This is a genomic window from Oryzihumus sp., assembly GCF_036391795.1.
GTDB lineage: Bacteria > Actinomycetota > Actinomycetes > Actinomycetales > Dermatophilaceae > Oryzihumus.
On the sequence record NZ_DASVZH010000252.1, the window covers coordinates 1 to 7,418 of the forward strand.

The following is a 7,418-nucleotide window of genomic DNA, read 5'->3' on the forward strand; positions in this document are numbered from 1 at the left end:
TCACGGCGGTCAGGGCCTCGTAGGGCTGCACCAGCCCCCAGCCGGCCCGGTCGTCGCGCCCGTCGCGGCGTTCGCGGGAGGCGGTCACCTCGAGCCGGTGCTTCCAGCCGGCAGGGGTGGCGTGCGGGAACTGCTGGGCCAGCAGGGCCGCCGACGCCGAGACGTAGGCGGTGGCGAAGCTGGTCGACTCGCCCTCGGCGCTGATGAGGCAGTCACCGGCGCCGTAGTAGGTGGTGAGGATGTTGGTGCCCGGCGCCGAGAGGTCGACGTGCGGCCCGTGGATCGAGTCGTCGGTGACGGAGTCGGCGAGGTCGGCCGCCGAGACCGCGACGGCCTCGGGATAGCCGCCGGGGTAGCGCACCCCGTCGCTCTTGTCCTCCGCGGTGGTGCGGTTGCCGGCGGAGGCCACCACGAGCGCACCCCGGTCGGTCGCATGCTGCACCGCGTCACGCAGCCGGGCGTCGTCGGTGGGGGTGCTCATCGAGACGTTGATGACCTGCGCCCCGTGGTCGGCCGCCCAGCGGATGCCCGCGGCGATGCGGTCGGGCCGCGGCCCCACCCCCGCGGCGCGGCTCTGGTCGTCGGCGCCGAAGAAGACCCGCACGGGCATGATCCTGGCGTCCGGGGCCAGCCCGACCACACCGGATCCGGGGACCTGGCGAGCGGCGATCTCGCCGGCGATGGCGGTGCCGTGGCCGGCCTCGTCGCCATCGGCCGTCAGCCCGGGCACGAAGCTCTTGCCGGGTACGAGGGCGCCTTGCAGGTGCTTGTTGTGCCGGTCGACCCCGGAGTCGACGACCGCCACGACGACCCCGCGTCCGGTGGCGACGCCCCAGGCGTAGCGCGCGTTGAGCCGTTGCAGCGCCGGGGGAGTGTCCTTGACCAGCTGGGCGATCTTGGGGTTGCACTCCTGCGCCTGGGCCACGGTCGGCGCGGAGACGATGAGCCCGGTGGCCGCGATGCTCGTGGCCGCGGCGAGGGCGAGCAGCCGGCGGGCACGCATCAGCGGCCGGTCGAGATCGCGGACGACGCGGCCCTGACCGACAGGGTCGGCCCGGAACGGAACAGCTCCAGCCACGCCTGCGGCACGGGGGTGACGTCACCCTTGGCGTAGCCCAGCCGTGCGAGCACGTCGTCACCGCCCTCGACCGAGTAGGCCGTGGCGGTCTGGTCGATGGCCAGCACCGGGCCGCGGTTGATGATGTTGTCGCCGATCGCCCGCACGAGGGCGCCGGCACCCCCCTCGACCGTGGTCAGCGTGCCCTGCGCCGGGGTGACCACGGAGGGTGCGGTGCTGAGCGCGACGCTCGGCACGGTGGTCGGTCCGGAGGTGAGCGTGGCACACGGCACCCCGTCCAGGGCCGAGGGCACCTGCTCGGGCCACTGCGACGGCACGATCGAGCTGTCGGTCGTGCGCAGCGAGCCCACCTCGGCGGGGGTGGCCGCGATGTCCTCGCCGACGTCGCGGCCCGAGCCGAGCTGGTAGAGGGCGTAGGCGAAGGGCGGCAGCAGGGCCAGGTCGCCGCCGGGGGTGACGAGGTAGCGCCGCGGGTCGCCGCCCGGCGTGGCCACGGCGAGCACCGAGCCGACGGTGGCGCCATGGGGCAGACCCGCCACGGTGCGGCCCACGCCGTCGAGGGTCAGGGGGCTCAGCTCCGGCCCGCTGGGGAACAGGTTCGTCCACGCCGCCGGGGCCTCGACCGGCGTGGCGCCGTCGAGCCCGAGCGCGCGCAGCACCCCCGGCCCGTCACCCTTGGCCACCGGCAGGCGGTGTCCGCCGGTCACCACGAAGAGCTGTCCGCCGGTGCGCACCACCACGGCCTTGTCCCTGGCCGGAGTGCTCGCGGTCCCCGACCCGAGGGTGGTGCGGACGCCGCCGGTGCGGCCGGCGCAGGAGACCCACCCGCTGCGCACCAGGCGTTCGCGGGGGGTCAGGGAGTCAGGGGCCCCGAGGATGCCGATCGTGGCGCCGCGCGGTGACCGGGTGATCTTGTCGTCGTCGACGGTGACGACCTTGAAGGAGTCGGCCGGGATCAGCAGGCGGGCACTGGAGGTGTTGATGATCGGGTAGAGGACCTGCTTGATGGCGACGTAGCGCGCGCCACTGGCCTTGGCGATCACCAGGGAGTTGTCGTCCCAGCCGGCGGGCAGCGAGGGCTGCAGGGCGCCCGCCGCGAGGCCACCCAGGCCCAGGAGCACCGACAGTGCGATGCCGCCGACGACGGCGCGCAGCGGGCGCTGCGGCTCGACCTCACGGCCGCCCGGCGAGCCGCTGACGAAGGCGGTGGTGAGCCGCCGGCGGCTGAACGACTGAGCCTCGACCAGGTCCTTCTTGGTTGCCACAGAGGTTCCCTGCCTTCACCGTGTGAGAGCGACAGGGCGGGGCGGCCCGCCGATGGTGGTCCGCCCCGCCCGAGGTGTATGCCGTGCCCCTCGCGTCAGTGCCGCCGCTGGTGGGCCGCCTGGAGCCGCGAACGCACCACGAGGGTTCCGATGCCCAGCATCAGCAGGGCTGCGGCGAGGGACAGCAGCGGGACGATGTTGGCGCCGGTGTAGGCCAGCACCGGGTTGCTCGACTGGGCCGGGGCCTGGGGGCGCGCCGGGGCCTGGGCGCCCACAACGTTCTCGTAGGAGCTGCCGGCGCAGAGCAGGCCGCCGCACGCGCCGTCCTGGATCGCGCCGTCGGCGCCGGCGTTGCCGCCACCGAGGCCGCCGGTCGGGACCGAGCCGCCGTTGCCGTTCCCGTTGCCATTTCCGTTGCCGTTGCCGTTGCCACCCGGCAGGCCCGGGACGGACGGCAGCGTGGCGGTGATCGTGATGCCGCCGCCGCCGTCGGTCGGCGGCTCGGTGGTGGTCGTCGACGAGCTGGACGTCATCGTGTCCGTCGGCGTGTCCGTGGACGTGTCGCTCGGGGTGGTCGGCGGCGTCGTGTCCGTCGGCGTGTCAGTGGGCGTGTCGGTGGGGGTCGGCAGCTCGTCCGCGGGAACCGCGGCGGCCACCCGGACCCCGGTGTCGAGCGTGTGTGCCTGTGCCACCCACGGCGTCGCGCCCACGAGGCAGGCGGTGGTCAGGCCGGCGGCGGCAATGGCACTGAGACGGCGCGTGGAAGTCACAGGTCCCCCCTTGAGGTGGTCAGAAGTCGTGCCCCCGGCTCCGTGACGGAGTCGTGGGAACCTTACGGTCGGCGGTCGATTGCGGCAAATGTCTGCTGGGTCACGTTCAGAAGACCCCTGCCGCCGCGAGCGAGAGCGGCAGCAGGGCCACGAGGCAGGCCCCGTCGAGGGCGTCGGCGACCCGGCCCAGGCCCACGCGGGAGCGGGGCGCGAGCAGGGCGAGAGCGACCACGACGGCAGCGGCGCCGGCGAGGGCCACGCCCATGAACGGCCGCCACGACGGGTGGGTCAGGGCGGCGCTGACGCCGACGACGGCGAGGCCGAGCACACCGACGACCATGGCCACCAGGACGCTGGAGCGGGTGCGGCTGTGCCGGGTGCGCAGCAGGACCGCGGCGAACGCTGTCGCGCCCAGGACCGTGCCAAGCACCCCGCCAGACGCGGCCTGCGGGGCGCACACCAGGGCGACCAGGCCGGTGGCCATGCTCAGCGCCAGCAGCAGCTGATGGCCGAGCCGGACCTGGCGGCGCACGGCTGCGCGCTCGACCCGCGGGGCGTCGGCGTAGATCTCGGCCTCGGTGCGGGCGGAGTGGGTGGACAGGCGGCTGGAGGAGACCGCCAGCCAGGGGAGGAGGTTGCTGGTGATGACGGCGACGGCCAGCATCACGGCGCAGATCCCGGCGACGGCCCAGCCGGTGAACGCAGTCAGGGCGCCGACCACCCCCAGCGCGAGCCCGACGGCGGCGGACGCGCCGACCATGGAGCGGTACTGGGTCACCGCCACGGCTCCGGCGATGCCCGCGACGCACATCGCAGCCCCGGCGTAGAGCAGCGGCCGTGCCCACACGGTGCCGTGCGTGCTCACCGCGAAGCCGGCCACCGCGGCATACGCGGTGGCGACCACGGCCAGGGCGGCGGCGGGCACGTGCTGGTCGCGCGTGTGCGCCAGGACGGCGGCGACGACCACGAGCAGGACCGCGACGACCGCACCCAAGGCGATGACGAGCGCCCCGTGCCCGCGGGCGGTGAACAGGGCTACGGCGCCGGCGAGGAAGAACACGACGGAGGCGCCGAGCGCGGTGCGGGCGCTGTTCTCCGCCGTCCAGGGGGCGAACTGTGACTCGACGAGGTCGGCCACCGCCTCGACCACGTCGTCGTAGACCTTGGTCTCCACCGCGTCGCCGGCCGGCTCGAGGGCGAGGACGAACCCGTCCTCCACGCCCTGTGCCGCCAGGCTGCGGTCGGGCTCGACGGGGATCCCGTCGTGCCGGACGAGCCGGAAGCCCTGCGAGATGGCGTCGAGGTCGAGCAGGCCGAGCTCACGCGCGAGCTCGGGGATGATCTCGGCGACCGGGATCCCGCCCGGCAGTCCGAGGTCGGCCCGCCGCGTGCCTGCGGTCACCGACAGGCGGATCAACGTGGTCGCGGCAGTGCTGGTCTGGGTCACGGGCCCCTCCCCGGGTGACGGTCACGGCGTGCACGCCTCGAGCGTCACGGCCGAGGGCGGGTCGAGCATAGTCAGGTCGAAGGTCTGCCGAGGACTAGTCCGTATGGGCTAGTCTGCTCGCGGCCTCGTCCCGACGGGGCTGAGGCACGTGCATGCCACACGACACGACACGTCACGCGCCCCGTGGGGGGGCCACGTCACAGGGGAGGCAAACATGGCCGGTGAAGTCTCAGCTGCCGATGGTGCAATTGACCGGGGCGCCAAGATCATCTCCGACACCCGCGACCAGCTGAACTCCGAGCTGAGCGCGCTGCGGGGCAAGCTCGCAGGCATCGGCGCGCAGTGGAAGGGCTCGGGCTCGACGAGCTTCCAGTCCGCGATGAACCGCTGGGACGAGGACTCGCGCAAGATCATCGACGCGCTGGACCGCTTCGAGGCCAACCTGCGCTCGTCGCAGAGCACCTACACCCAGCGCGACGACTCGGCGCAGTCGTCGTTCAGCAAGCTCCAGTCCCGTCTCGGCTGAATCAGGGGGAACGCACATGTTCAAGGTTGAGTTCGGCGCACTCCAGCAGGCGGCCGGCGACATCAAGGCCGGTGCCAACAACATCGACAGCAAGCTGCAGCAGATGGACCAGTCCCTCGCCCCGCTGCGTTCGGACTGGACGGGTTCGGCCTCCGAGGCCTACACCCAGGCCAAGGCCCAGTGGACCTCGGCGATCCAGGACATGAAGCAGCTGCTGGCCGACATCGGCACCGCCGTCGACGCCAGCCACCAGGACTACTCCGAGGGCGAGAAGCACAACACCAACCTCTGGTAGCCGCCACGGTCGTGCCGGAGCCGCGCTCGGGGTTCCGGCACGTGCCGCGACAGCTGCGAGTGACCGGCACGACCGCGTGAAAGGGGAAACGCGATGAATCACCCGGCAGAGGCAGGGGGCGGCTACTCGGGGGGACAGCACGCCGAGTACGACTTCGAGATGATCCGCCGGCTGGCCCACTCCAAGGGGGCGGTCTGGACCGAGCACGCGAAGACCAGCCACAAGAAGGTCACCTCGACCGGGCTCAGCGCGGACTCGTTCTCGGACATCCCCGCGTGCCAGACGTTCGGCCAGGTCTACGAGGCCGCCTACGACATCTACGTCGCGACGCTCGAGGGTGTGCAGAAGGACGTCGCCACCTACCAGCGCAACCTGCTCAAGGTCGCCGAGCACATGGAGCGCCGCGACCACCGCGCCCAGTCCGTGTTCGCCGGCTTCGGAAGCGACGGTGGGACGCTCGAGGAGAACCGGAAGTACACGCACGCGAACCACTCGGACGAGGCGACGCGCGCCCACCACAGGCAGCAGGCGCTGGAGCAGGAGGCCCTGCGCCAGCAGCAGGCGGGCACAGGCAACCCCCCGTCGGCGGGCACCCCGGACTCCTCCGGTGCGGCGGCGGTCACCGACAGCCCGGCCACAGTGACGCCGGCCGCGTCGACGGGGAGCAACGGCGACCAGCACGACGTCAAGGTCAACGCCGGCCAGGACCCCTACGCCAGCGACAAGCCGACTGGTTGAGCACCACCGGTCGACAAGGAGGGACGCACGTGACCCGGAAGCCTCGCCGCCGCCTGACGGCCGCCGCTACCGCAGCCGTGGCGCTCGTCATGGCCGCTGCGACAGGTGCCGCTGCCTCGACGCCGGGTCAGGGGCTCACGGCGGCGCAGGCGACCACGGCAGCACCTGCGGACACCGCTGCCCCGCCCTCGACGTGGTGGTACTCCGCGATGGGCTATGACGAGCTTCACCGCTATGGCACCGGCAAGGGCATCACGGTGGCGGTGCTCGACGACCAGGTCGACCCGGACGTGCCGGAGCTCAAGGGGCGACTCGCGTCGGTGAAGACGTTCTGTGACAAGGGCACCGCCCCGACGGCCAGCGACACCAACGCCGACCACGGCACCAACGTCGCCTCGATGATCGTGGGGACTGGCCAGGGCACCGACGGTCGGGACGGCGTGCGGGGCATCGCCCCGGACGCCACGCTGCGCTACTACACCGTCGCGGTCCGCGACAACGAGGAGTGCTCGTTGGCCGGCCAGGACGACCTCATGGCCCGGACCCTCGACCAGGCGGTCAAGGACGGGGCGAAGATCGTCAGCATGAGCTTCGACGGCACCTTCTTCCGCGAGAAGTTCATCGCGGCGGTCGCCAGGGCGCAGCGCGCGGGCGTGATCCTCGTGTCGGGCACCGACGACCACGGCTCGGTGGGCTACCCCGCGCTCGCCAACGGCGTGGTGTCGGTCAACTACGTGGACCGTCGAGGCAAGCTCGGTCCCGGCGCCGCTCAGGGGGCCAGCAACGCCGGCTTCGTCGACATCGCCGCACCGGGCGTGGGCATGCTCCTCGGTTCGCACGTGGGTGGGGGGTGGAAGACCGCCAGCTACCAGGCGAACGGCTCCTCGCTCGCGACGCCGTTGGTGTCCGGGGGCCTGGCGGCAGTGTGGTCGCACTTCCCGCGGGCCACGGCCAACCAGCTGTTGCAGATGATGGTCCACACCCCCGGCCTGAAGAAGGGCACGGACCAGGCCGGCAACCCGGCGTGGGTCTACGGCTTCCGCCGGGTGGGGTCGAGCTTCCCGGCGGTGCAGAACTCCAACGGCGGCTACGGCTGGGGGATCTTCGACCCCGCCGACATGATGTACCGCCACTACCAGCAGTTCCCGGACACCAACCCGATGCTGGTCAAGAGCAACGACCCGGCGCTCAAGCCGACGTGGAGCCAGGTCACCGGCCAGCCACTGCCGGGCCAGTCGGCGAGCGCCACGGCACCGAGCGGGAGCCCCGCCACGGCACCCGCAGGGAAGTCGGCGGCTC

At 72.8% G+C, this 7,418-nt stretch carries 8 protein-coding genes; 4 read left to right on the forward strand and 4 right to left on the reverse strand.

The annotated features are described in order from the left end of the window. The 4 genes from VF825_RS15485 to eccD form a co-directional block, all read right to left on the reverse strand. Positions 1 to 1,003, reverse strand: a 1,003-nt coding sequence (locus VF825_RS15485; protein ID WP_331114914.1) for a S8 family serine peptidase, incomplete at its 3' end; no start/stop codon positions are given. Next, a complete protein-coding gene (gene eccB, locus VF825_RS15490; protein ID WP_331114916.1) occupies positions 1,003 to 2,343 on the reverse strand; it encodes a type VII secretion protein EccB in 1,341 nt (446 codons plus the stop codon). The genes VF825_RS15485 and eccB, both read right to left, overlap by 1 nt. A gap of 95 nt (positions 2,344 to 2,438) precedes the next feature. Continuing rightward, on the reverse strand, positions 2,439 to 3,113 hold the full coding sequence (locus VF825_RS15495; RefSeq protein WP_331114918.1) for a hypothetical protein: 675 nt from the start codon (positions 3,111 to 3,113) through the stop codon (positions 2,439 to 2,441). A 106-nt stretch (positions 3,114 to 3,219) separates the two neighbouring features. Beyond that, positions 3,220 to 4,560, reverse strand: a complete 1,341-nt coding sequence (eccD, locus tag VF825_RS15500) for a type VII secretion integral membrane protein EccD (RefSeq protein WP_331114920.1) — start codon at positions 4,558 to 4,560, stop codon at positions 3,220 to 3,222. 214 nt (positions 4,561 to 4,774) lie between these two features. Here eccD and VF825_RS15505 point away from each other — a divergent pair, with 214 nt between their 5' ends. The 4 genes from VF825_RS15505 to VF825_RS15520 form a co-directional block, all read left to right on the forward strand. Beyond that, positions 4,775 to 5,086 (forward strand): WXG100 family type VII secretion target, encoded by a 312-nt coding sequence (locus VF825_RS15505; RefSeq protein ID WP_331114922.1) that lies wholly within the window; start codon positions 4,775 to 4,777, stop codon positions 5,084 to 5,086. A 16-nt stretch (positions 5,087 to 5,102) separates the two neighbouring features. Beyond that, positions 5,103 to 5,381, forward strand: a complete 279-nt coding sequence (locus VF825_RS15510; protein WP_141787697.1) for a WXG100 family type VII secretion target — start codon at positions 5,103 to 5,105, stop codon at positions 5,379 to 5,381. 93 nt (positions 5,382 to 5,474) lie between these two features. Then, positions 5,475 to 6,119, forward strand: coding sequence for a hypothetical protein (locus VF825_RS15515; RefSeq protein WP_331114925.1), 645 nt, complete (start codon positions 5,475 to 5,477; stop codon positions 6,117 to 6,119). Between the two features lie 29 nt (positions 6,120 to 6,148). Next, on the forward strand, positions 6,149 to 7,418 hold a 1,270-nt coding region (locus VF825_RS15520; RefSeq protein ID WP_331114928.1), incomplete at its 3' end, for a S8 family peptidase.

Coding starts and splice junctions, on each gene's coding strand:
- VF825_RS15510 (WP_141787697.1), top strand. CDS start 5,103: ATGTTCAAGGTTGAGTTCGGCGCACTCCAGCAGGCGGCCGGCGACATC.
- VF825_RS15505 (WP_331114922.1), top strand. CDS start 4,775: ATGGCCGGTGAAGTCTCAGCTGCCGATGGTGCAATTGACCGGGGCGCC.
- VF825_RS15515 (WP_331114925.1), top strand. CDS start 5,475: ATGAATCACCCGGCAGAGGCAGGGGGCGGCTACTCGGGGGGACAGCAC.